Source organism: Bacillus sp. GM2, assembly GCF_056155945.1.
On sequence record NZ_JBRKSZ010000008.1, the window covers coordinates 1,548,105 to 1,570,169 of the forward strand.

Genomic DNA, 22,065 nt, shown 5'->3' on the forward strand with positions numbered 1-22,065 from the left:
CGTTTTGAAAAAGATGAAGCTTCTGCTTCTGTCGTCAGTAACTGCTGCAGCTCTGATGTTTACGCAATCTGCCCAGGCTGCCGACAAAACCATTTCGGTAAAGTTAAGCAATTATTTAGGCAATAAATCAAGCGTTGATGTCAGCATTACCGGCGCATACGAAATTCCGGGCTCGGGAATCGCCGCGACAGAACGGTACGGCGGGGCGACCCGCTTCGATGTGGCAAACAATGTCGCATCTGCCGGATGGACGAACCCGAGCACTGTCGTGGTTGTCAATCGGGACGCTTTTGCGGACGCGCTTTCTGCAACTCCGCTTGCAAAGAAGTACGATGCGCCGATTCTATTAACGGATGCGGGTACGCTGACGGCGAAAACCGAAACTCAAATTGCCAAGATGAAGCCTGATAATATCTTAATTATCGGGGGAACAACGAGCGTTTCCAAAAATGTTGAAAACACGCTGAAAAAGTATGGGGCAATTGACCGCATCGGCGGCGCCAACCGCTATGATGTGTCCAAAAACATCGCGAGCCGGATGGGGTCCTACAGCCAAGCGATTGTTGCCACCGGCTTAGTCTTTTCCGACGCTCTGTCTATCGCGCCTTATGCGGCAATGAACGGTTATCCGATACTGCTCTCAGGGAATAATACAATCCGAAGCGATTACAATATTCCGAGCAAGGTTACGATCGTCGGCGGTCCGTTGAGTGTCAGCACAGGCGTTGAAAACACATTAAAGAAAAAAGCGGCTGTTACCCGCATCGGCGGAGCGAACAGATACGAAGTGTCAGCGAACATTGTCAACACGCTTAACATGAACGCATCAAAGGTTTTCATGTCTAATGGAACGACTTTTGCGGATGCGCTGGCCGGTTCCGTCCTTGCTGCCAAACAAAAGCATCCTTTGCTGCTTGTCCAAGCGGGCAGCCTGCCGACTCCTGTTGCAGATGTAGTCGCGAAAAAAGGAACACAGTCTTTTGCTTTGCTTGGGGGGACCACCTCGATCACGGATTCATTGAAAAATAGCCTGGCAGATATGTTTACCGGAGACGGATACTCTGTTAACGTGTCGAGCGGAAAGCTTGTGCTCTATAAAAATAATAGAGCCGTCAAAACGCTTGGAACGTCATTTACGGCATCACCTAAAAAATATTCGACGTCAAATTCCATCAGCATCAACGGAAGGCCTTATTTAGGCAAGATGAAGTTTACGATTGAATCAAGCAAATATGTTCGGCCGATAAACGAAAACATTCCGTTCGAAGATTATTTAAAAGGTGTTGTGCCGCACGAAATGCCGGCAAGCTGGCAGACGGAAGCGTTAAAAGCCCAAGCGGTGGCGGCGAGAACTTATTCGGTCGGTTCCGCAGGAAAAGTAGTGGCCGATACGCAGGCGTTTCAAGTATACGGAGGATACGACTGGAATTCGAAGACATCCAGCGTTGTAAATGCCACAAAAGGACAAGTTTTAAAATATAACGGCAATTTGATTTCAGCCGTTTACTCGTCAAGCAACGGGGGATATACGGAAGCAAGCGCAGAGGTATGGGGCGGCAGTGTGCCATATTTAATTGCCAAAGCGGATACATATGACCCGCAAAACAGCTGGTCGATTTCCTTGAATAGGACGCAGATCAATACCAGCGGCTTAAACCTGAGCAGCCCTGGCACATGGTGGAATACGACAAATGAAACGAACTCCGCCTATTTGTCTGGACTGAAAAGCTGGTTTATTACCAATAAATATCCTAGTGCAGAATCTATTAAGATTACGAAAATCTCAAGCCTGACCCTGAGCAGCGCAAAAACTGCCGGTCAGCGGCCGAAAACAGCAGAGGTGAAGTTTTCTTACTTTGTTAAAGAAAAATCAAATGGCTATGTTCTATCAAACGGAAAACTTTCAGAAAAAACAGCGACGATTTCCGTGACGACGACTCAATTAAGATCGATGCTGGGCGGCATGAATATGAAGAGCACGTATGCTTCTGTATCCAGCAATACGAACGCTTTTACTCTCAGCGGTAAAGGATTCGGACACGGCATCGGCATGAGTCAGTACGGAGCAAATGCCAGAGCTGCTGCCGGGCACGATTACAAGAAGATTTTAAGTTTCTACTATCCAAATACGACTCTATCAAGCTATTAATAGAGTTTGAACAGGAGGCAGCAGTGCCTCCTCTGTTCATGTTCAGGGGAAAACATAACATTTACATTTTTGGAGGTTATTTTTTTGAGGGTTTTTCTTAAAGCTGTACCTATGTTGTTGTTAGGGTTCTTTTTGTTTGTGCCTAATGTATTTGCGGCCAACTCTGTCACAAGATTAGACGGTGCAAACCGATATGAGGTTGCGGTGAACGTTTCCAAGCAGGGGTGGACAAGTGCAAGCACTGTGATTGTTGCAAATGGAAAGGCATATGCAGACGTCCTTTCAGCGACTCCATTTGCCTATCGAAACAACGCGCCTGTTCTATTAACGGAAGCGTCTAAACTGCCAACGGCCACTAAAAACCGAATCAGTCAATTAAAACCTAGCAAAGTGATCGTAATCGGCGGAACCGTCAGCGTTCAAAACGGTGTCGTAAGCGAGATCAAAAAGCTTGGTGTGTCATCTGTCGAACGCATCGGCGGAGCGAATCGCTACGAGGTTGCGGCGAATATTGCGAATAAGCTGCCGAGCAATTCGAAAGCTGTCATCGCAAACGGGACGGCCTATGCTGACAGCCTTGCGATCGGCGCATATGCCGCGAGAAACGGTATCCCGATTCTTTTAACATCGTCGAATTCCATACCGACAGCGACAAAAAATGCGATGAAGAGCAAAGGAACAACATCGACCATTGTCGTAGGCGGTGAAGTCAGCATCTCCAGCAGCGTTTACAAACAGCTTGCTTCTCCGACGCGGATCGGCGGCAGCAACCGCTATGAAGTCGCGGCCAATGTCGTCAAGAAATATTATTCTTCTGCCAAGAATGCAATCATCAGCAACGGCTATGCGTATGCCGACGGATTAACAGGATCTGTTCTGGCGGCTAAGCAAAACCGTCCGATGATGTTCACGAATGCATCATCTTTGCCGACACCGACAAGAGAAGTGATCGGTTCCAAAAACATGACGACGTTTACTGTGCTTGGCGGAACGGTTTCTCTTCAATCCAATGTCGTGTCACAGCTGAAGAATCCGATCGTCGGCAAAAAAATCTTCATTGATGCAGGGCACGGAGGTACAGACAGCGGTGCCGTCGGCAACGGTTTATATGAGAAAAGCGTGAACCTTGATGTTGCAAAATTAATTAATACGAAACTATCAAACGGCGGTGCTCTGCCAATTATGGCGAGAACGAACGACACTTACCTGACGCTCGCACAGCGCGTGTCAAAAGCGCAGTCAAATCATGCGGATTTGTTTGTCAGCATCCATGCAAACTCGGCAACGCCAGCTGCTTCCGGAACAGAAACCTACTATTATACAACATATGAATCTGCCAACAGCAAACGGCTGGCAACCGAGATTCAAAACCGTCTCTATGTTGCATTGAATACAAAAAACCGCGGTGTAAAGATCGGCAACTTCCATGTCATCAGGGAATCAAAAATGCCAAGCTGCCTTGTTGAACTTGCGTTTATCAGCAATGTAAGCGATGCGACAAAACTCAAAAGCTCGACTTACAAAGAAAAAGGCGCTAAAGCGATTTACGACGGAATCGTTGCTTACTATTAAAATATAAACAGAAAACTCGTTTTTCGAAAAATTGCCTATGCTGCCTTTGTTTTGTCTTTATTATATAGTATGATATTTTTGGTGAAATTAAAGATAAAACGGAGGCGGTGCATTTTTAACAAAAAATCAACGAATTTACTAATTTTAATAACTCCTTTACATTGTGTTTACGTTCGTATGCTACACTGACGAATAGATCAAACAGTAACATACTAATCGAGGTGTATGCTAGTGAGTATCGACAAAAGTTTAAGAATGTACAATGAATATTCAAGCCAGCAAACTTATTCCTGTGCTCTATCTAAAAAAGCAGTACGTTATTTATATATGAAACGGATAATGGATATCGTCCTTTCCTTGATTGGGCTCGCTCTTACACTGCCGTTTATTCTGCTGTTTTGTATATTAATCTGTATCGAAACACCGGGTTCTCCGTTATACCGGCAGGAACGCGTCGGAAAAGACGGGAAGCATTTCAAGGTGATCAAGCTGCGTTCTATGAGAATTGACGCAGAAAAATCCGGTGCGAAATGGGCTCAGAAGGATGATCCGCGCATCACTGCAGTCGGGTCTTTTATAAGAAGAACAAGAATCGATGAACTTCCGCAGTTGATCAATGTGCTGGCCGGAGACATGAGCATTGTGGGGCCAAGGCCTGAAAGACCGATGTTTACCGCTCAGTTTCACCACGAAATTCCGGGATTTAAAAACCGCTTAATCGTTAAGCCGGGTTTAACGGGACTTGCGCAGGTGAACGGAGGCTATGATATCAGTCCGAGAGAAAAATTGGTGCACGATCTGTATTACATTCGGAATTTAACGTTTCTTCTCGATTTGAAGGTTATGCTGAAAACGATTAAAGTAGTATTGACTGGCGAAGGAGCCAGATAATACGAGGAAGTTAGGAATATGCTATGTCTACCATTACGAAACAAATATTAAGCGGTGCAAAATGGACAAGTGTTTCAACTTTGATCGTCACGGTCATTCAAATTATACAGTTTGCACTGCTCGGCAATATCATGACAATTGCCGAATTCGGTTTGGTCGGAATGCTGACCACCGTAACGATTTTCACACAAATTGTACTCGATATGGGATTCGGGGCCGCTTTAATTCAAAAGGAGAACATCAGTGAACGCCAATTATCGACCTTGTATTGGCTGAATATCCTAACGGGCATCCTTTTGTTTATCGGCCTCTTTTTCCTGAGTCCGTTCATCGCAGACTTTTATCAGCGGGACGAACTTGTTTTTCTAGTGCGGATTTTGGCCGTCATGTTTTTAATCGCCCCGGTCGGCCAGCAGTATCAATATATGCTGCAAAAAGATCTGAAGTTTAATGTGCTGAGCAAAATAGAAGCGGGAGTCACCGTTTTGTCTTTTGTGCTCCTGCTCGTTTTGGTTTTTCTGATGGATCCGATTGTGGCCTATGCATTGTCACAAGTTTTTCTTAATTCGGTTAAAGGCATCATGTTTTTTGCTGTATATTTAAAAAAATGGCGTCCTTCTTTCGTCTTTGCATTGGGGGAAGTGAAAGAATTTTTCTCGTTCGGCGCGTTTCAGCTTGCTTCAAGGCTTGTAAACAGGCTTGGCGCCAATATCGACATGATTTTAATCGGGCGGTTTCTCGGTGCGGAAGCATTGGGAATCTATAACCTGGCGTATCAGATTATTACGATTCCCGTATTAAAAATCAATCCGATCGTAACAAGGGTAGCGTTTCCTGTCTTCTCAAAGAATCAAGGGGACAACCAAACACTGCGCGAAGGCTTTTTAAATATGACAAAGCTTCTCGCGCTGATTTCATTCCCGCTCCTGATCGGACTGACGACTGTTTCAGATTTATTTGTTGAAGTCGTCTTCGGAGAAAAATGGCTGCAGGCCGTACCGGTTCTGAACATCCTCGCTATTGTCGGGCTGCTCAGGGTTCTGATGAATCCGAACGGATCGGTTTTGCTGGCGAAGGGGCGAGCAGACCTGGCATTTTATTGGGACAGCGGGATCATGCTCCTTTATGGGCTGTCTCTTTACGCGGCGGTATTAACGAATGATTTGACGATCACCGCCTGGACATATGCAGCGATCAGCCTGGTCAATTTCTTTATCGGCAGATGGCTGCTCAAATATGTCATCCAGCTGAAGCTGGGCGAATATTTCAGAACCGTTGGAAAACCGCTGGCCTTGACGCTGCTCATGGCATTGCTGGCTCTTGTCTTGAGCGTCGGCAGCAGACATCTGCTTCACGGCGCCATGCTTCAGCTGGCAGTTTCCGTCGGGATCAGCGGGATTTTTTACGGTTTTCTGGTCGGCAAATTTTATCGGCGGGCTATGAGGGCCCAATTAGGAAGATGACAGCAGAAAGGGCGGTTCATCATTGAAGGTTCTTTGGATTACCAGCGTTTATCCAAGCAGTCAAAGGCCGGGAGAAGGCGTTTTTCATGAAACACAGGTTCAGGCGCTGCAGATGCAGGGCGTTGATGTGACGGTCATATGTCCATTGCCTGTGAATCCTGCTCCTCTCAGGCTGCTGAAAAAAAAATACCGTCAAGTGCGAACAGTCCCGGAATATGAAGAAAGAAAAGGCATCCCGGTTTACAGGCCGCCGTATACGGCTTTGCCTGGACAGCTAAAATGGGCTCAGCCGCATCGCCGGATCGCAAAGTCTGTATTGAGGACGATCGAGAAGCACGGGCTTGCGCCGGATCTTATCCATGCCCATTTCGCGATGCCATCCGGGGGTGCCGCTGCCGTTGTTTCACAGAAGCTGAAGGTTCCTTATGTTCTGACTTTGCACGGAAGCGATGTCAATATTTATCCCCATTACAGCAAAGGCGCTTTTCGAGCATTTGAAACAGCTGTGCATTCCGCAGCAAAAGTATTGGCTGTCAGCGAAGCGCTGAAAGCCAAAACGAAAGAAATGACCGGTGCTGAAAGCTCGGTGCTTCCTATTGGAGTCAACCTGGACCGGTTTCAAAAGCCCTCCGCTTCAACACTTGAATTGAGGGAGAAACTCGGCCTGCCGCAAGACAAAAAGTTGCTGACGTTCGTCGGCCGCTTGGTGAAGGGAAAGGGAGTAGCCGAGCTGGCAGAAGCGGTCAGGCAGCTTGATGACAGCTACAGAGCTGTATTCATCGGCGACGGACCGGAGAAGCAGAACATCCGTCAAATCGCCGGTGAAAAAGCAGTATTGACGGGGCAGGTCGCAAACCATGAGATATCAGAATATCTGGCTGCATCAGATCTGTTTGTGCTCCCTTCGTATTCTGAAGGGATGCCGACTGTTGTCATTGAAGCGCTCGCTCTCAAGGTCCCGGTGCTTTGTACGGCGGTCGGGGGGGTTCCGTCTTTATTCGGAAAGCATGAACACCTGCTGATCAAGCCGCGCTCGGCTTCCAGCATAACAGAAGCTGTCAAGGGATATTTGGAAGGCGGCAATTGGCAAGAAGCCATCGCTGAAGAGCTGTATCAAACGGTGCACGAGGATTATGACGCCTTTAAAAATGCCGGAAAGCTGCTGGATGTGTATGGGGATGTTGTCAAGAACAAAAATTAAGTTGGGGTCTGTCGGTTAATATGCGTATGAATGTTGAATATAATACTGTTTAAACCCATTTATTTGCGTCTAAGCTAATAAAAATAAGGATTGGGAAAACGAAAAACCCAGATTTTTTCAATAGAAAGAGATAAAGATCATTACCTAAATCAAGCTATTGGATTTGAAGGGTCAGCTGAAAGAAGGGAATGATAATGTTGAAAAGAATCGCTGTCATTGGAACGGGATATGTCGGGCTGGTGTCTGGAACTTGTTTTGCCGAAGTGGGAAACTCGGTTGTCTGCTGCGATATTGATGCTGAAAAAATAAGAGGACTCTCAGCCGGAGTGATGCCGATTTATGAAAACGGCCTAAAAGAACTTGTGGATAAAAACGTAAACGAAAATCGCTTATTTTTCTCTACTGATATTCCAAAAGCGATTGAAGAAGCTGAGATTATTTATATTGCAGTCGGTACACCGATGTCGGAAACAGGGGAAGCGGATCTGACATTTGTTAAATCCGTTGCCGAAATGATCGGGAAGCACCTGAACGGCTATAAAGTCATCGTCAACAAAAGCACTGTCCCTGTTGGAACAGGAAAGCTCGTACAAGCCATTATAGAACGCAATTCAAAAGGGGAATTCCCTTTCGACGTCGTGTCGAATCCGGAATTCCTTCGTGAAGGAACAGCTATTTACGATACGATGAATATGGAAAGAGCAGTCATCGGCGCGACAAGCGAAAAGGCTGCTGCCATTATTGAAGAGCTTCATAAGCCATTTCAAACGAAAATCGTCAAGTCTAACCTTGAAAGTGCAGAAATGATTAAATACGCTGCAAATGCATTTTTGGCTACAAAGATCTCGTTCATTAATGATATCGCGAATATTTGCGAAAGGGTCGGAGCTGATGTATCCAAGGTGTCTGAAGGCGTCGGACTCGACAGCAGAATCGGCAGTAAATTTTTAAAAGCCGGAATCGGCTTTGGCGGCTCTTGCTTCCCTAAAGACACGATGGCTTTATTGCAAATCGCGAAGTCAGTCGGTTATCCTTTTAAATTGATTGAAGCTGTCATCGAGACGAATCAAAAGCAGCGCGCCCACATTGTGCAAAAGCTCCTTGATGTGTTCGGCGATTTAAACGGCATGACCATTTCGGTTCTTGGGCTGGCATTCAAGCCGAATACTAACGATATGCGCTCGGCGCCGTCTCTGGATGTCATTCCGATGCTGAGAAGCCTCGGTGCTAAAGTCAAAGCGTTTGATCCGATTGCTGTACCTGAAGCAGAAAAGCTTCTCGGCGATCAAGCCGTTTACAGCGAAGATCTGTATGAGACGATTCAGGATACGGATGCGTGCGTCATATTGACGGAGTGGCCGGAAGTACAGAACATGGATATTGCCAAACTTAAGTCTGCTTTGAAAAACCCCGTCTTAATCGATGGAAGAAATATATTTGAAATTGAACAAATGAGAAACGAAGGCATGATCTACCATTCAATCGGACGGCCGGAAGTACAGGGAGAAGGAATCCTGACCAACGTATAAACAACGGGGGGATAACAATGGAAAAAGTACTAGTGACAGGCGGATGCGGATTTATCGGCTCGCATATTGCTGAACAGCTTCTAAAAGAAAATTACCGGGTTTCAATTCTTGATAATTTAACTACGGGACACCGCTCCAACATTGACGGTCTCCCAATTGACTTTTATGAGCAGGATATCACGAAGCCGGAAGTCATCGACGTCATCAAAAGCATTGATCCCGATTATATTGTTCATTTAGCTGCACAAGTAAGCGTAGCGGAGTCTGTCAGCGATTTTTTAAATGATGAAAACATCAATATCAGAGGATCGCTCCATATCATTAAAGCAGCTGGTGAATGCAATGTGAAAAAGATCGTCTTTGCATCATCAGCGGCTGTTTATGGAAATCCGGATTACCTGCCTGTCGACACCCGTCACCAAACAAACCCAGGCTCACCCTACGGGCTGACGAAGCTTACAGTGGAGAACTATTTAAAACTGGCTTATGATCTATATGGAACCGAGTATTGCATTTTGCGGTACAGCAACGTGTACGGGCCGCGCCAGGATGCAAAAGGAGAGGGCGGCGTTGTATCGATTTTCTCCGATTTGCTGACCAGCGGCAAGGCTCCGGTAATTTTTGGAGACGGAGAACAATCACGCGATTTTATTTATGTCGGTGATGTAGCTTCTGCCAACGTAAAGGCGCTAAAAGCTCAATCAAACGTTTGTTTAAATGTTTCAAACGGCTTTTCCATCACGGTCAATGAGCTGTTTACAGAGATGAAAAAAGCGACGAACTCTGAGCTTTCTCCGATTTATCAAGATGAACGGCCGGGGGATATCCGCCACAGCACACTGTGTAATGAAGAAACAAAGAAAATCTTAAACTGGGAACCAAAAATGCCGCTTGCTGAAGGACTGGAAAAGACCATTTCATATTATAAAAAAGAAATGAATACGTAAATCACTGGCTGCTGGCTGATGTCGGCAGCCCTTTTCCAGAAAGAAGCGGAAGGAGGGGGAAAAATGAGTCTCAAACGTTCCGCGGTCAATGTTCTGGTTTGGCTCGCCGCATTGACCGCAGGGTTAGCATTCGTTGTATTGGCCCAGTCCAATTCAAAAAAAATCTTGCTGGCGTGTCTAATTTTGATTGCGCTGGCTGTGATCGTTGTGCTCCGGAAGTATTTGTCGTCCGAGCAATTGCTGATGCCCGTATTATATCTGCTCATCGCTGCAACTTTTGCCAACAATGCTTTTTTTGCGATTAAATTGGGCTTTTTCAGCCTGTTTCCATATCGAATACTTCTGATTCTGGCAGGATTCTTATTCATAGCGGAAATGTTGAAAGGCAGCCAGCACCTTGAAAAGTGGAAGCAGGTGCATGTCAAAGGCATTCTGATGTTTTTCGCGTTTTGGTTCTGCTATGGACTGATTTCGCTGCTATGGGTCAAGTCTGCCACTGATGGCATAAAATATCTGTTCCTATTGGCAATGGGAATGTTTTTTGTTTTTCTGGTTGTCATGTTTTTTCAAAAAATGGATCGTATTCTCGCGTTTTATTACATATGGCTTGTCATGACCGTATTTTTAATGGTCATCGGGTTTTACAATCACTTTACGTTAAACCACCTGCCGAGCTCGACCCTTTATAACGGGCCGCACTATAAACAGCACTATCCGACATCCGTTTTTTTCAACCAGAATGACTTTGCGACATTTCTGTCCATCAGCTTTTTCTTTTATTTATCTTTTTTCAAAAACATTAAAAACAGCTACTTAAAAATAGCGGGGCTGCTCCTTGCGTTCTGTTCGGCATACTTGATTTTCCTGACTGGATCAAGAGCCAGCATCCTGGGGGTCATAGCCGGCCTTGCCGTTTATGTGTTCATTTTGCTGCCGAAGGTGCTTAAAAAATGGGCGCTCATCGCCGCAGCTGCAGGATGTATCGCTTTTGTCACACTGTTTGCAGGAAAGATTACCGGAGCTTTTTATACATACTTTTTGGCTCCGCAAACCGCACACGATTTCAGCGAGCCGCTGCCATCCAATGTCGCCAGGGCGAATTTGTTGAAAAACGCCGGGCATTATGTGCTGGATACTTACGGATTTGGCGTCGGCGCCGGCAATGTGCCATATTATTTGGAGCATCATGCACTGTTCGATACGGACCGGGTCGTGGAGGTTCATAACTGGCTCGTTGAGATCATGACGAATTTTGGAGTGGTGATGATGCTCGGTTATTTAACGATGTACATTTATTTAATAACCGTGCTTTACAGATATTATAAAAGATCGCTTGGAAGACGGCCAAAGCTTCTTATTGAAGGTTTGACAGCCGCGCTCGTCGCCTTCCTTGTGTCAAGCATCAGTCCGAGTTCCGTCTCGAATTTATATTTCCATTGGGTGTTCCTCGCGCTTGTGATTGCGACGGTTAATACCTTTAGAGTCTGCGGAACGGATGAAACCGAACAGTATAGGTGATTTTTGAAAATCGAATTTAAAAACAGGGAGAAATTCATGTGATGAATTTAATCAAACGTATTGCTGGTAGAGTGAAAAAGTTTATTGTGGCGATTATTGCGCTTCCTCTTATTCTTGGTCTTGTCGGCTATTTTATGCCGAAGGGAAGCGTTGCTCCATCTAATTACACGGCTACTGTAACGATATCAACCGGGAACTATGGAGAAGCGAAGTACAACAATGCAAAGCAAGTGCCGCTGCTGTTGAAAAACGAAGCTTTTTTAAAGGACATTTTCCCGGATATGCCGGAAGAGGATCTGGCGCAATTGAAAGACGATCTGGCGATTGAAATCAGAACGGATTCACTTTTCAACTTAAGCTACACAGGGCCTGATAAACAGGAAACATTGGATACTTTAGGAAAAATTAAAGATGCCTATATGAAAGGCGATAAGGCGCTGTTCTCAAAAAGAGAAGAAGTCATTGAAAAGAATATTAAGGCGCTTGAAGACGAAACAGTCAGCGCTGATTCCAAAGTTGACAAACAGCGGTTTTTGTATGAGCTTGAAACAAGCAAGCTTGATATGAAGGCTGCTGAAGAAATTGAGCCTTTGATCGTGCTGGATAACCAGGCTGCCGGCATGTCGCCTAAAAAAAGAGCGGTATTAGGCGTACTGATCGGTTTAGCGCTGTCGTTTTTTATCATTGTCGTTCCGGAAGTATTCAGAGAACGTTAAATTTTTAATTGGGGATGTGGATCAGGACCATGACGAGGCAAAAACCTTTAATCTCTGTCATTACGCCTTCCTATAACGCGGAGGAATTTATCGAAAAAACCATTCAGTCCGTCTTAAATCAGACGTTTTCCGACTGGGAAATGATCATTGCCGATGATTGCTCAACAGATGGGACAAGAGACATTTTGAAGCGCTATGAAGAAGATGATGAGCGGATCCATGCCATTTTTCTGAAAGAAAATCAAGGCGCTGCAGCGGCTCGAAATGCGGCGCTCAGCAAAGCCGAAGGGCGCTATGTCGCCTTTTTGGACAGCGATGATTTGTGGAAAGCAGAAAAGCTGGATAAGCAGCTTGACTTTATGAGGAAGCATCAGCATGCTTTCACATTTACGGCATACGAGCTGATCAGCCAAGACGGCGAACCGCTTCATAAAACCATTCATGCACCCGTCAGCCTTACATATGATGATGTATTAAAAAATACGATTATCGGCTGTTTGACGGTGATGATTGACAGAGAGCAAACGGGTGATATCCGGATGCCGAATATAAGAACCCGTCAGGATTTGGCGACATGGCTGTCCGTATTAAAGCGGGGATTCAAGGCATTCGGTCTGAACGAACCCCTCGCCGAATACCGCATCGTTGAAACATCGATCTCCAGAAACAAGTGGAAGGCGGCGCGAAAAACCTGGTATGTGTACAGGGAAATCGAACGCCTTCACTTGATGAAAGCGACATGGTGCTTTTTCCATTACGCTAAGAACGCAGTCATGAAAAGATTATAACGGCATTGACAGAAAAGGTGATTGAAAGTGAAAGCAGATCAAGTCATACACGTCATAGTAGCGACAGGTGAATGGGGGCAGGATCAGCTAAGATACAGAAGGCACCGCCTTGCTGAGTTTTTAGCCGGCCGCAAGGAGACGAAGGAAGTCATTTGGGTCTGTCCGTCTGAAAATCCTTCCCGCGAAACTTTTACATTGCTTGACAACGGAATCAAGCAATTTGCAGTCAAAGATTTTTTGAAAAAGAAAATATTCAGGTTTGCCCGCTACAAGGATGTTTTTTATCAAAGCAAGCTGAAGCCGCTGCTTGACCGGCTGAAAGAAGACGTTCAGGGGGAAAAGGTGTGCTTATGGTACACATTCCCCGGTTTTCCGCTGCTGTCATCGCTTTATCAGTGGGATCAGGTCATCTATGACTGCAGTGACCTGTGGGCGGCGCCGATCAGCGGAAGCCAAAGCCTTGTCTCAGGATTCAGGCAAAAGGTTATTTTTGAAGCTGAAGGCAGAATCATTAAAGCTGCAGATACGATTTTTTGCACTTCTGAATATTTGCACCAAAACGTAGCAGACCGGCTTCAAGGAGAGACAAAGCCGGTTTTTACAATCGAAAATGGTGTGGAATACAGCTTGTTTGCGGAAAATAAGCAAAAAGCGGATGTATTAAACGGAAGGGAAGGCACCGTCCTCGGCTTTATCGGCGGAATCAAGCCGAAGCTCGATTTTAAGCTCATCAAAGAAGCGGCCAGAACCAAAAAAGAGTGGACGTTTTTATTTGTCGGTCCTGACGGGACAAACGGAGACGAAGATTTTAAAGCGCTTCTTGAAGAAGAAAATGTCATTTGGACGGGGCCCGCTGCGCCGTCGGAAGTACCGTCTTATATGAATGTAGTGGATATCGGGATCATGCCGTATAAACCGTCGCCATATAATAATGCGGTATTCCCTTTAAAGCTGTTTGAATTTTTGGCTGCCGGTAAGCCTGTCGCCGGCATGAACCTCCCTTCAACAAAAAAGGTTGAACAGGAACACGTTTACCGTCATCTTACAGGAAACGACCCCGCTAAATTTACAGCGGTGTGTAAAGAGCTGGAGCTTGCGCATGTAGATGTCTCCCATGTGGAACTGCGCAAAAAGATCGCACGTGAAAGAGACTGGCATCATTTATTTTTAACGATGCTTGATCAATTGAACTTGAATAAAGATGCATAATTTGCGGCGGGGGATATTAATTCATGATGTTTCTTTTGGCTGGAGCTTGTTATAATAAATAATGAAATTGTATAATGAAAAGGTATGATCTTTAATACGACCAGACTTCATTTAAAAAGGAGACTTCCTTATGTCTTATGAACGCACTGTACTTGCGTTTTTTGTCTCTCTCATTACTGTTTTAATTATTACTCCGCTTGTCAAACGTCTAGCAATCAAATCCGGGGTCGTGGATCAGCCGGATAAACGAAAGATACATGATAAAGTAATGCCGAGAATGGGCGGTTTAGCCATTTTTATAGGAGTATTGACCGGTTCGTTTGCCGGCGGCCTTTATGAAAACAGAATAACAGCAATTACACTCGGTGCTTTTATGATTGTCATTTTAGGCATTGTAGATGACAAACATAATTTAAGCGCGAGAATTAAATTTATCGTTCAAATATTAGTAGCCTGCATCATCGTCAGTACAGGCTTAAAAATGGAATTTTTATCGATTCCGTTTTGGGATCTTCGCTTTGATTTGGGATGGCTCGCATATCCTCTGACGATTTTATGGATCGTCGGGATCACAAATGCCATCAACTTAATCGACGGATTGGACGGACTGGCTGCGGGTATATCCGTCATCGGCCTTTCGACGATTGCCGTCATGGCTTTTTCTGCCGATAAAATCTTGATCTTCTCTCTATCGCTGGTTGTCATCGGAAGTACGGTCGGCTTTCTGTTCTATAACTTCCATCCGGCGAAAATTTTTATGGGAGACACGGGCTCGCTCTTCTTGGGGTATGTGATTTCGGTTCTGTCGCTGCTTGGGCTGTATAAAAGCGTGACCCTGTTCAGCGTCGTCATTCCGATCATTATATTAGGAGTGCCGATATTTGATACGACATTCGCGATCATCAGGCGGATTTTAAACAAGCAGCCGATTTCGGCACCCGACAAATCGCATATTCACCACAGGCTGATGGCCTTTGGCCTGTCCCATCGGAAAGCCGTCATCGTCATTTATTTAATTGGCGTCGTCTTCAGCCTGAGCGCCATTCTTTTAAAAACCGCGACGCTCTGGGTGTCCATCTTCATCATCTTCGGCTTAATCCTGTTCATGCAGATCATCGCAGAAGTGACAGGCCTTGTAAATGAGCAGTACAAGCCCTTTACGAAGTTTTACAGGCGGATGGTGAAGAGGAATTAATGTGCACAAAAACCCCTGGATTCCAGGGGTTTTATTATTACCGCATTTCGGGAAGCCCCATAAGCGGTTGGTTGACTAACTAAAACTCGATGAAAAGGAGGATTTTTTATGGATGATCATCACCTTGGACAGATCGAACAAATAATGAACGCACTGTATAAATCCTGGTCTTCAGATTCAAGTTCAAAATGGAGTCAGGATAACCCTGCAAAGGGACAATGCGGCGTAACCGCCTTAATTGTAAATGATCTATTAGGTGGAGAAATAAGGAAAACAAGGCTGCCTGAAGGGTGGCATTTTTATAATGTTATCAATGGTAAAAGATATGATTTAACGGTTTCCCAATTCAAAGAAGACATCCTGTATATGGATGTTCCCTCAAATAGAAACGAGGCATTCTCAGATACCAACGAAAAACAGTATAACTATTTAAAACAAAGTGTTATCAATCATTTGTCTTTTTCAAAAGAAAGGGGAACCCTTAATATATAAAGAGTTCCCCTTCATTTTTATTCGATTATGAATTTTCACATTCAACAGAGCCGATCAATAAGAAGAAGCAGCAGACGATTCAGCTGAGCTGTCTGTCCCGTCAGCGGGTGCGGAAGATTCAGACGATGTTCCGCTCGAATCAGCGGTTGAGTCCGGGTATAAATGATGGGTCAATTCATTTTGCACGTTTGCCAGGTTTTGCTGGTCAGGCTCAAAGTAGTAAACATCAGCGATCGTAAGATCTTTTCCTGTGATGTTTAATGTTTTTATATCATCACCAGCAAAGCCGCTGTAGATTTGCTGAAGCGCCAGAGCCTGTGTGATTTTGAAGTTTGTCTGAATGTTTTTGCTTGCTTTTTGGGCTATTTTATCAATTTTAGCGAGGTTTTGCGGTTTTGAGATTTGATCAAGAACGGCTTTTAAGATTTGCTTTTGTCTGTCGTTTCTCCCGAAGTCTCCCCGCTTATCCTGTTTTCTCATCCTTGCGTAGGCAAGAGCTTCCTCTCCATTTAGATGCATGTTCCCTTTTTTAAAATAGATTCTCTTGGATTTGGAGACATCGCTTTTTTCGCTGAAATCAAAAGGGACGTCAATATCGATTCCGCCGATTTCATCGATGACATCTTTAAACCCGTCAAAATCGACCGTTGCATAGTAGTCGATCGGGATTCCGAGGAAATCCTCAACCGTCTCAATTGTTTCATCCTTGCCGCCTTTTGCATAGGCCGCATTAATTTTTGTTTTTGTGCCGGTTGTGTCGCTGGCCAAATGAACCCTTGTGTCCCGCGGAATGCTCAGCATTTTCATCGACTTCTTTTTAGGATCGAGCGTCACGACAATCAGGGAATCCGTCCGGCCGTGCTCGCCGTTTGTCGAATAATCTTCAACCCCCATAAAAAGAATCGAGAACGGCTTTTTTTGAATATCAACAACATCGTCCCTGAGCTTCGACTTCTCTCCGCGTTCAAGCTCATCATAAGTGCCGTCAGCCGCGGAAATCGTGTTTATAATTTTATATATGCCCACTCCGCCGACTGCGAGAAGTGCGAGCAGCATAAGGACTATAAACCGTTTAATCAGCCTTCTCTTTTTATTCTTTTTTTTCCGCACTTTCACTTTAATACGCTCAGCCATAAGATGATTCTCCTTTAATTATTAAAAGCTTCTTCCAAATAGACTTGAATGCCTTCTCTATTCTCACTCTTGCCATTTGTTAATTCGGTTATCCATTCCGTAAATGCCTGTTTTTCGCTTTCCTTGACATACGTTTCAAATTCGACATCGTCTGCATAGTGAACGTCTTTTATTTGATAAGGGGACTCGCGAAGCTCGTTTTCAAGCTTGCCGATCCATGTATAGTTCACAGTGGTGTGCATGACCCGCATCAGCTTTCGTTCGACAACGCCGACATGGTTCAGCCCCTCTGACACGGATTTTCCGTAAGCCCTTATCAATCCTCCTGCGCCGAGTTTAATGCCGCCGAAATACCTCGTCACAACGGCGCATGTATCTTTAAGGTTGCGTTTCTTCAAAACTTCAAGCATCGGTACGCCCGCTGTCCCGCTCGGTTCTCCGTCGTCATTCGCTTTTTGAATTTGATCATTTTCTCCTATGACGTAAGCCGAGCAATTATGCGTCGCATTCCAATGCTGCTTTTTTATGTGGTTGATAAAGTTCTGTGCTTCTTCTTCAGTACTGACGCGGCTCAAGTGGCATATAAACCGGGATTTTTCAATCACGATTTCATGGGTCCCTTCACCTGCAACAGTCAGATAGCTTTGCAGCATGCCTGCTTACCTCCTGACAAGCCTGCGGCTGTTCTCCTAAAAATCGAACAGACTTAGAATTTTGGCGCGTATTTTGTTATGATTAAATAGAAATGGATCGGTAACCATAAAAAAACCAGAATACGCATTCTTTCATTATAATTCGACACGAATTTCAGTTCAATGAAATTTATGATAAAACTAAATGACAATGCTGTTACGGAGGGAAAATGGGTGAGCGTTTCCAAAATGGACTCCAAAGTTTTAGATTCAATCATTATGAAGATGTTAAAAACGGTTGACGGGAGCAAGGATGAAGTCTTTCAAATCGGAGAGCAGTCCCGCCAGCAATACGAAGGCTTGGTAGAAGAGCTGAAACAGATTAAACAGCAGGTCAACGAAGTCATCGATCTTGGAGACAGGCTGGAAGTGCATGCCCGCCATGCGCGGAACCGCTTGTCAGAGGTCAGCAGAAACTTTCATAAATTCAGTGAAGAAGAGATTCGCGAAGCTTATGAAAAAGCCCACAAACTGCAGGTTGAACTGACAATGATCCAGCAGCGGGAAAAGCAGCTGAGAGAGAAGCGTGATGATCTGGAACGGCGCCTTTTGGGGCTTCAAGAAATCATCGAGCGTTCAGAAGGGCTTGTCAGTCAGATTACCGTCGTCTTAAACTACTTAAATCAGGATCTGCGCCAGGTCGGCGTTCTCCTTGAAGATGCGCAGGCCAAGCAGGATTTCGGACTGCGGATTATCGAAGCCCAGGAGGAAGAAAGAAAAAGGGTCTCAAGGGAAATCCACGACGGTCCTGCGCAAATGCTGGCCAACGTTATGATGAGATCTGAACTGATCGAACGCATCTTCAGAGACAAAGGAACAGAAGAAGGCTTTCAGGAAATTAAAAACCTCCGGCAAAACGTCAGAAATGCTCTTTATGAAGTCAGAAGAATCATTTATGATTTAAGGCCGATGGCTTTAGACGATTTGGGATTGATACCGACGCTCAGAAAATACTTGAACACGATCGAAGATTATCATGGAAAAGCAAAGATTCATTTCCAATGCATCGGAGAATCCGAAGAAAGAAGAATAGCACCGCGGTTTGAGGTTGCACTATTCCGGCTTGCACAGGAAGCGGTGACAAACGCCTTAAAACACTCCGAATCAACTGAAATTCATGTTAAAGTAGAAGTGACAAAAGATTTTGTGACGCTGATTATCAAAGACAATGGAAACGGCTTTGACTTAAAAGAAGTAAAAGGCAAGAAGAACAAATCTTTCGGTCTGCTAGGTATGAAAGAAAGAGTCGATTTGCTCGAAGGCTCAATGACAATCGATTCGAAAATAGGTCTTGGGACATTTATATTGATTAAAGTTCCACTGTCTTTGTAAAGATAATTGTAAAATAGAGACAAAAGACATATTGACCATAAAAGAGGTGTGTTTAACAATGAGAATGGGGAGGCGTAGCTTGTGACTAAAGTAAATATTGTAATTATTGACGATCATCAGTTATTCCGTGAAGGTGTCAAACGGATTTTGGATTTCGAACCTACCTTTGAGGTAGTGGCCGAAGGAGACGACGGAGATGAAGCGGCTCGCATTGTCGAGCACTACCATCCTGATGTTGTTATCATGGATATTAATATGCCGAATGTGAACGGAGTAGAAGCGACAAAACAACTGGTCGACTTGTATCCGGAATCAAAGGTTATTATTTTATCCATCCATGATGACGAAAACTACGTTACACATGCATTAAAAACAGGAGCCCGGGGCTATCTGCTGAAAGAAATGGATGCCGATACGCTGATCGAAGCCGTGAAAGTAGTAGCTGAAGGCGGATCTTATCTGCATCCTAAGGTTACACACAATCTTGTGAATGAATTCCGCCGTCTTGCAACAAGCGGTGTATCATCTCACGCTCAGCATGAGGTGTATCCGGAAATCCGGAGACCTCTTCACATTCTCACAAGAAGGGAATGCGAGGTACTGCAGATGCTGGCGGATGGAAAAAGCAACCGCGGAATCGGCGAATCATTATTTATCAGTGAAAAAACGGTTAAAAACCATGTCAGCAACATCCTTCAAAAAATGAATGTAAACGACAGAACGCAGGCTGTTGTTGTAGCCATTAAAAACGGCTGGGTAGAAATGAGATAAAGATGGACTTGCCATAAGGCAGGTCTTTTCTTTTGGCAGAAAATTAAACTTTATAATGAAAAAAGCTGCTTTTTCTTTTAGAATAGAAAAGAGTATCTTTCATAAGGAAGGTTTATTTCATGAAAACAGCAGTAGTAACAGACAGTACGGCATATATACCTAAAGACCTGCGTGACCGCTACAATATTCATATGATACCTCTCAATGTGATCTTTGGAGAGACTTCATACAGGGAAGAGATCGATATGAGCTGGAAGGACTATTACAAAGAAGTAAAAGCCCACGAAAATCTCCCGACGACTTCCCAGCCCGCCTACGGCGAGTTGATTTCTCTCTATGAAAAACTCGGTGAAACATATGACGCGGTCATCAGCATCCACCTTTCCAGCGGCATCAGCGGAACATTCAACAGCGCTGTATCAGCAAGCGGTATGCTTGAAGGAATTAAAGTGTATCCGTTTGATTCGGAAATCAGCTGCATGGCTCAGGGTTTTTATGCGATCGAGGCGGCTGAGATGGCGGAAAAAGGAGCGGCTCCTGAGGAAATCATCCGCCACTTGGATCATATGAAAACCTCGATGAGGGCTTATTTTATGGTTGACGACCTTTCACATTTGCAAAGGGGAGGACGTCTGAGCGGCGCCCAGGCTTTTGTCGGAAGCCTTTTAAAAGTAAAGCCGATCTTGCATTTTGAGAACAAGCTGATCGTTCCCTACGAGAAAATCCGGACGAGAAAAAAAGCGATGAACCGTTTATTTGAGCTTTTTGGCGAAGATGCCGAGAAAGGAAAGCCGCTGAGAGCGGTTGTGATTCATGCCAACCGTGAAGAAGAAGCCGATCAAATAATCGAAGAATTGTCGAAGCAATATGCACATGTCGAATTTTATAAAAGCTATTTCGGGCCTGTGATCGGCACTCACCTTGGTGAAGGAGCGATGGGTATCGCCTGGTATACAGTATAAAAGCCAATCTCCGTTTTGCAAAACGGAGATTTTTTTTTTCAACTGTTTTGAAGGGAGATTTTTAGATTTTGACTGTTTTACAAGAAACCATGGATGATAGATACTAAATGGCAGATTGGAGGTGATTCACATCGAACAACCGGCATTCTATACCCGTGAATTGCGGTCATGTTTGGAGCAGCGCCACCTTCTGAAAAGCGAACTTCCTTTTCGTGAATCCGTCGTTGATTGGCATATCCAAGAAGGCTTGATAAAAACGGAGGAAGGTATTAAAAAAACGAAGAAAGGCTTTATTTGTTTGAGGTGCGGCCAGCACGAACGCTCATTTTTCGCCCGGTATCCTTGCTATCGGTGCAGTAAATGCTGCGTGTACTGCCGATCCTGCGTCATGATGGGCAGGGTGAGCGATTGTACGCCTCTGTTGACTTGGCACATGCATGTCAGCCATAAATGGGCGCCTGTTCATACGGAGTGGAAAGGCGCGCTTTCAGCAGGTCAGGAGAAAGCGGCCAAATCCATTATCAATGCTATACGAAGAAAAGAAGAACTGTTGGTCTGGGCGGTTTGCGGGTCGGGGAAAACAGAACTTCTCTTTCAAGGGATCGAATTCGCGCTGAACAACGGCTTGACAGTATGTATCGCTACTCCGAGAACCGATGTCGTACTCGAGCTTGCTCCGCGGTTTCGCCAAGCCTTTCCAGGGGTGGAAATTGCCGCTTTGTACGGAGGAAGCTCAGACGTTGGGAATCTCTCGCCGCTTATCATTTCAACTACCCACCAGCTGCTCCGCTATAAAGAAGCATTTGACGTGATCATCATAGATGAGGTGGATGCTTTTCCGTATTCTATTGATAACACGCTGCAATACGCTGTTAAAAAATCGGCAAAACGGCAAAGCGCTCACATCTATTTAACTGCCACGCCTTCAGCAGATATGAAAAAAAGGGCTGAGAGCGGAAAGCTGGACACCGTCCGTATTCCCGCGAGATTCCACCGCAGCCCCTTGCCTGAACCTACATTGATTTGGTAAAGAGTTTGAAACGAAGAAAAGTTCCTTTTCGCCTCAAAAAATGGCTTTTTAAGCACCAAGAACTGCAGCAACCGGTTTTTTTATTCGTTCCCTCTGTCCCTGTTCTTAAATCTGTGGTCAGTGTGCTGAAAAAGGAAACATTTCGCGCTGAAGGAGTTTATGCCGATGACCCTGACAGAAATGAAAAAGTGAACCGGTTTAGGGAAAGTAAGCTTGAGGTGCTCGTGACAACAACGATTTTGGAAAGAGGAGTGACCGTCAAAAAAGCGCAGGTTGGAGTATTGGGGGCAGAGTCGGCGGTTTTTACCGAAAGCGCCCTCGTCCAAATGGCGGGAAGAGCCGGCAGGCATCCCGAGCACACAGATGGAGACGTCTGTTTCTTTCATTACGGCAGGACAAAGTCGATGAATGCGGCACGACGTCATATTCAAAACATGAATAAAATGTCTAAAAAGGAAATGTTGATTGACTAGT

18 protein-coding genes and 1 pseudogene are annotated in these 22,065 nt (G+C 44.9%); 17 read left to right on the plus strand and 2 right to left on the minus strand.

All coding sequences use genetic code 11. The features are described from left to right. The first annotated feature begins 4 nt into the window (after nt 1-4). The 13 genes from ACVC9U_RS22380 to ACVC9U_RS22440 all read left to right on the plus strand — a co-directional run bounded on the left by ACVC9U_RS22380 (nt 5) and on the right by ACVC9U_RS22440 (nt 15,670). Nucleotides 5-2,149: a SpoIID/LytB domain-containing protein gene (locus tag ACVC9U_RS22380; RefSeq protein ID WP_441391571.1), complete on the plus strand. Its 2,145-nt coding sequence runs from the start codon at nt 5-7 to the stop codon at nt 2,147-2,149. A gap of 84 nt (nt 2,150-2,233) precedes the next feature. Continuing rightward, nucleotides 2,234-3,721: an N-acetylmuramoyl-L-alanine amidase gene (locus ACVC9U_RS22385; RefSeq protein ID WP_011198357.1), complete on the plus strand. Its 1,488-nt coding sequence runs from the start codon at nt 2,234-2,236 to the stop codon at nt 3,719-3,721. Between the two features lie 231 nt (nt 3,722-3,952). Next, nucleotides 3,953-4,612, plus strand: coding sequence for a sugar transferase (locus ACVC9U_RS22390; protein ID WP_003185754.1), 660 nt, complete (start codon nt 3,953-3,955; stop codon nt 4,610-4,612). 23 nt (nt 4,613-4,635) lie between these two features. Continuing rightward, on the plus strand, nt 4,636-6,075 hold the full coding sequence (gene tuaB, locus ACVC9U_RS22395) for a teichuronic acid biosynthesis protein TuaB (RefSeq protein ID WP_003185752.1): 1,440 nt from the start codon (nt 4,636-4,638) through the stop codon (nt 6,073-6,075). Nucleotides 6,076-6,097: 22 nt separating this feature from the next. Next, on the plus strand, nt 6,098-7,276 hold the full coding sequence (tuaC, locus tag ACVC9U_RS22400) for a teichuronic acid biosynthesis protein TuaC (protein WP_017473891.1): 1,179 nt from the start codon (nt 6,098-6,100) through the stop codon (nt 7,274-7,276). Nucleotides 7,277-7,473: 197 nt separating this feature from the next. Continuing rightward, nucleotides 7,474-8,805 (plus strand): UDP-glucose 6-dehydrogenase TuaD, encoded by a 1,332-nt coding sequence (tuaD, locus tag ACVC9U_RS22405; protein WP_011198356.1) that lies wholly within the window; start codon nt 7,474-7,476, stop codon nt 8,803-8,805. A gap of 17 nt (nt 8,806-8,822) precedes the next feature. Continuing rightward, on the plus strand, nt 8,823-9,752 hold the full coding sequence (locus tag ACVC9U_RS22410) for an NAD-dependent epimerase/dehydratase family protein (RefSeq protein ID WP_003185747.1): 930 nt from the start codon (nt 8,823-8,825) through the stop codon (nt 9,750-9,752). A 63-nt stretch (nt 9,753-9,815) separates the two neighbouring features. Further along, nucleotides 9,816-11,270 carry a teichuronic acid biosynthesis protein TuaE gene (gene tuaE, locus ACVC9U_RS22415; RefSeq protein WP_061576471.1) on the plus strand — a complete coding sequence of 485 codons (1,455 nt, stop codon included), beginning with the start codon at nt 9,816-9,818 and terminating at the stop codon, nt 11,268-11,270. A gap of 41 nt (nt 11,271-11,311) precedes the next feature. After that, complete coding sequence (gene tuaF / locus ACVC9U_RS22420; RefSeq protein ID WP_048350270.1) at nt 11,312-11,986, plus strand: teichuronic acid biosynthesis protein TuaF; 675 nt, start codon at nt 11,312-11,314, stop codon at nt 11,984-11,986. Nucleotides 11,987-12,015: 29 nt separating this feature from the next. After that, nucleotides 12,016-12,774, plus strand: coding sequence for a teichuronic acid biosynthesis protein TuaG (tuaG, locus tag ACVC9U_RS22425; protein WP_048350271.1), 759 nt, complete (start codon nt 12,016-12,018; stop codon nt 12,772-12,774). 27 nt (nt 12,775-12,801) lie between these two features. After that, nucleotides 12,802-13,983: a teichuronic acid biosynthesis protein TuaH gene (tuaH, locus tag ACVC9U_RS22430; protein ID WP_048350272.1), complete on the plus strand. Its 1,182-nt coding sequence runs from the start codon at nt 12,802-12,804 to the stop codon at nt 13,981-13,983. A 130-nt stretch (nt 13,984-14,113) separates the two neighbouring features. After that, on the plus strand, nt 14,114-15,178 hold the full coding sequence (locus ACVC9U_RS22435) for a glycosyltransferase family 4 protein (RefSeq protein ID WP_043926700.1): 1,065 nt from the start codon (nt 14,114-14,116) through the stop codon (nt 15,176-15,178). Nucleotides 15,179-15,286: 108 nt separating this feature from the next. Next, nucleotides 15,287-15,670 (plus strand): YunG family protein, encoded by a 384-nt coding sequence (locus tag ACVC9U_RS22440; protein WP_048350274.1) that lies wholly within the window; start codon nt 15,287-15,289, stop codon nt 15,668-15,670. Nucleotides 15,671-15,724: 54 nt separating this feature from the next. Here ACVC9U_RS22440 and ACVC9U_RS22445 read toward each other — a convergent pair whose 3' ends face one another. Together ACVC9U_RS22445 and ACVC9U_RS22450 are read right to left on the minus strand one after the other, a co-directional pair. Further along, a complete protein-coding gene (locus tag ACVC9U_RS22445; protein WP_048350275.1) occupies nt 15,725-16,804 on the minus strand; it encodes an LCP family protein in 1,080 nt (359 codons plus the stop codon). 14 nt (nt 16,805-16,818) lie between these two features. Then, complete coding sequence (locus tag ACVC9U_RS22450; RefSeq protein ID WP_003185736.1) at nt 16,819-17,457, minus strand: YigZ family protein; 639 nt, start codon at nt 17,455-17,457, stop codon at nt 16,819-16,821. Between the two features lie 213 nt (nt 17,458-17,670). Here ACVC9U_RS22450 and degS point away from each other — a divergent pair, with 213 nt between their 5' ends. The 4 genes and pseudogenes from degS (at nt 17,671) to ACVC9U_RS22470 (ending at nt 22,064) form a co-directional block, all read left to right on the plus strand. Next, the gene (degS, locus tag ACVC9U_RS22455) at nt 17,671-18,828 is read left to right on the plus strand and encodes a two-component sensor histidine kinase DegS (protein ID WP_003185733.1); all 1,158 of its coding nucleotides are present in this window, start codon (nt 17,671-17,673) and stop codon (nt 18,826-18,828) included. Nucleotides 18,829-18,909: 81 nt separating this feature from the next. Continuing rightward, nucleotides 18,910-19,599 (plus strand): two-component system response regulator DegU, encoded by a 690-nt coding sequence (gene degU, locus ACVC9U_RS22460; RefSeq protein ID WP_003185730.1) that lies wholly within the window; start codon nt 18,910-18,912, stop codon nt 19,597-19,599. Nucleotides 19,600-19,718: 119 nt separating this feature from the next. Then, a complete protein-coding gene (locus ACVC9U_RS22465) occupies nt 19,719-20,561 on the plus strand; it encodes a DegV family protein (RefSeq protein ID WP_003185726.1) in 843 nt (280 codons plus the stop codon). A gap of 121 nt (nt 20,562-20,682) precedes the next feature. Beyond that, nucleotides 20,683-22,064, plus strand: a pseudogene (locus tag ACVC9U_RS22470) (ATP-dependent helicase ComFA). Nucleotide 22,065: the final 1 nt, after the last annotated feature.

Bases quoted from the DNA above. Each gene is read 5' to 3' on its own strand.
- ACVC9U_RS22410 (WP_003185747.1), top strand. From the start codon at position 8,823: ATGGAAAAAGTACTAGTGACAGGCGGATGCGGATTTATCGGCTCGCAT.
- ACVC9U_RS22440 (WP_048350274.1), top strand. From the start codon at position 15,287: ATGGATGATCATCACCTTGGACAGATCGAACAAATAATGAACGCACTG.
- tuaB (WP_003185752.1), top strand. From the start codon at position 4,636: ATGTCTACCATTACGAAACAAATATTAAGCGGTGCAAAATGGACAAGT.
- tuaF (WP_048350270.1), top strand. From the start codon at position 11,312: ATGAATTTAATCAAACGTATTGCTGGTAGAGTGAAAAAGTTTATTGTG.
- tuaG (WP_048350271.1), top strand. From the start codon at position 12,016: ATGACGAGGCAAAAACCTTTAATCTCTGTCATTACGCCTTCCTATAAC.
- ACVC9U_RS22445 (WP_048350275.1), bottom strand. From the start codon at position 16,804: ATGGCTGAGCGTATTAAAGTGAAAGTGCGGAAAAAAAAGAATAAAAAG.
- ACVC9U_RS22435 (WP_043926700.1), top strand. From the start codon at position 14,114: ATGTCTTATGAACGCACTGTACTTGCGTTTTTTGTCTCTCTCATTACT.
- ACVC9U_RS22450 (WP_003185736.1), bottom strand. From the start codon at position 17,457: ATGCTGCAAAGCTATCTGACTGTTGCAGGTGAAGGGACCCATGAAATC.
- ACVC9U_RS22465 (WP_003185726.1), top strand. From the start codon at position 19,719: ATGAAAACAGCAGTAGTAACAGACAGTACGGCATATATACCTAAAGAC.
- tuaE (WP_061576471.1), top strand. From the start codon at position 9,816: ATGAGTCTCAAACGTTCCGCGGTCAATGTTCTGGTTTGGCTCGCCGCA.